At 74.2% G+C, this 2166-nt stretch carries 3 protein-coding genes and 1 pseudogene; 3 read left to right on the top strand and 1 reads right to left on the bottom strand.

Annotated elements, in window-relative coordinates; all coding sequences use genetic code 11:
- The coding region (locus tag DKL51_RS29130; RefSeq protein WP_124812793.1) for a hypothetical protein at positions 1 to 854 on the top strand (854 nt) is incomplete at its 5' end.
- Between the two features lie 69 nt (positions 855 to 923).
- Here the strand turns inward: DKL51_RS29130 and DKL51_RS29125 are convergent.
- On the bottom strand, positions 924 to 1433 hold the full coding sequence (locus DKL51_RS29125) for a DUF6912 family protein (RefSeq protein WP_109948004.1): 510 nt from the start codon (positions 1431 to 1433) through the stop codon (positions 924 to 926).
- A gap of 218 nt (positions 1434 to 1651) precedes the next feature.
- On the opposite strand from DKL51_RS29125, the gene DKL51_RS29120 reads away from it, so the two are divergent.
- Positions 1652 to 1879 (top strand): helix-turn-helix transcriptional regulator, encoded by a 228-nt coding sequence (locus DKL51_RS29120; RefSeq protein ID WP_109948003.1) that lies wholly within the window; start codon positions 1652 to 1654, stop codon positions 1877 to 1879.
- Between the two features lie 101 nt (positions 1880 to 1980).
- Positions 1981 to 2166: pseudogene (locus DKL51_RS29115) on the top strand (Rv3235 family protein); the annotation flags it as partial.

The following is a 2166-nucleotide window of genomic DNA, read 5'->3' as shown; positions in this document are numbered from 1 at the left end:
GGTCGACCCGGGCCGCGATCGACTCGGCCGCGGCCGGCGTCACCGCGATCAGCCTCTCCGCGTTCGCGCTGCCGGGCGTCATCTCCGCTGCGCTGGTCGCCGGCGCCGCGGTGGCCCTGGCGGTGACCAGTTCGCTCAGCCGGCGCACCGAGCGCGCCACGCTGCGCTTCCTCGCCGCCATCGGCACCGGCCTGCTGGTCGGGCTGGCCGCCGCCGTGGCGGTCAACCTGACGTACGCCGACAACGCGACCACCAACACCATCGCCGGCACCACCGCCGCCGCCGCGATCATCGGTGGCGGGCTGGCCGGCGCCCGCAACGTGCGGGTAGTCGGCGCGATCACGACCGCCGCGCTGGCCGCCCTGGTCTTCGTGGTGGCCTTCAGCCGGGTACGCGACCCGCTCTCCGACCTGTTCGGCGCCGGCGACACCCAGGAATCGGTGCTGAGCGCCGCGAAGTGGGTGTCCCGCACGGAATCCCTGCTCGCCGGCCTGATCGCCGGGCTGGTGGCGTTCGCCTACCTCACCTGGGCCCGTCGGCGGGCCACCCGCCGGGACCCGGCCATGCCGGCGCTGCGCTGGCCGGCGTACCTGCTCGCCGGGGCGGGCCCCGGCCTGCTCCTGCTGCTCACCGAGGTGATCATCCGGGTCGGCGGGCACGGCCTGCTCGAACTGGCCGGCGCGCTCAGCGAGGCGGACGCGGTCGCGCAGACCTCGCTCGGCACCTCCCGGATCGACAACGGGATCTGGGTGCTCTTCGTCGGGGCGCTGACCGCGCTCATCGCGTTCGGCCGCACCCTCGGCCCCGCCCCCATCGAGGACGAACCGGAGCCCGCCACCGACACCGCGGCCTGACGGCGCTCCGGCGCCCGCGTCCGCCCGTCTCAGGTCTCGCCGGAGCCGGCGGCCGGCCCGGGCAGGGGATCAGGAGACCGTCCGCAGGAGCAGGTCCAGCTCGGTCACGTCGTACCACTCCAGCTCGTGGTCCTCGGCGCCGTCGACCGTGAACTGGGCGTCCGGGTCGCCGGCCTGCGCCTCGGCGATCACGTCGGCGGCGGCCGCCACGTCCGCCACGGCCTCCGCGCCGTCGACGTGGATCGCGGCCACCGCGCTCACCGGCACCGGCGCGTCCAACCCGACGAGACTGGAGCCGAGCTCCCCGTCGACCCGGCCGACGGCCGAGGCGGGCAGGTCCGCCGACACCACCACCCGACGTCGGGGCGCGGCGGGGTCCGCCCGGAGCAGCAGCAACGCGTCCTGGGCGGCGCGCGTGAAGGCGACGTACTCCAGCTCCTCCTCGTCGCCCTCGGCGTACCACTCCCGCAGTGTCGGGGTGACCGCGTGCGCCTCGGCGGCGGTGAGTCCCTGCTCGCGCAGCCGCGTCAGCATCGGGGCGGTCGCCGGCACGTACACCCGGACAAGCTCGTCGGTCACCGGTGTCTCCCCTGCTCAGACCCGGACCGGCGACCGCCGGTCCCGGGCGCCGATCATGCCGTACGCCGTGACCGTCATACACCTCGCATCAGCCCGGGGAAAGTTCCCCGCCGGTGTGTCCCCCGGTCGGAGCCGCCTCCGACGGCACCAGCGCCACTGGGCTGGACCGGCCGGTGATGGCAAACTGAGGCAAACGACGCCAACCCCGGGAGTCCGCCGTGGAGCCCAGGTTCCTGCTCCTGTCCGACGTGGCCGCCGAACTCAACGTGTCGGATTCGCAGGTCTACCACATGGTGCGCAGTGGCGAGCTGCCCGCGATCAAGATCGGTGGGCGCGGGCAGTGGCGCGTCGAGCGGGCCCGCCTGGAGGAGTACATCCAGCAGAAGTACGCGGAAACCGCCGAATGGGTACGCGGTAACCCGCTCACCGACCGCGACACCGAGTAATCCACCCGTTCCTCAGCGGCATTGACGCTGGGCGTTGCCGTGCCCGAAGATAGGGGCAGTTGGAGGCAAACGAAGGCAAACGCAAGGAACAGAGGTAGACGATGGTCGAGACCCGCCGCCCGCCGGCACCCCGTCCCCCGGTCCGCCTGCGTCCCGCGCCGCCGATCGACCCGCCCTTCGCCGACGAGGGCGACCCCTGGTACCGGCCCAACGCCGACCAGCTCCCCCTCGACCTGTTCGACCCGCGCCGCCGGGACCCGGCCCGCCCCGTCGGGCGGCAGGTGGAC

The sequence above is a fragment of the Micromonospora globispora genome (genome assembly GCF_003857015.1).
Lineage (GTDB): Bacteria > Actinomycetota > Actinomycetes > Mycobacteriales > Micromonosporaceae > Micromonospora > Micromonospora globispora.
Note: the sequence above shows the minus strand (reverse complement) of the source record. Positions and strands in the feature narration are given on the sequence as shown.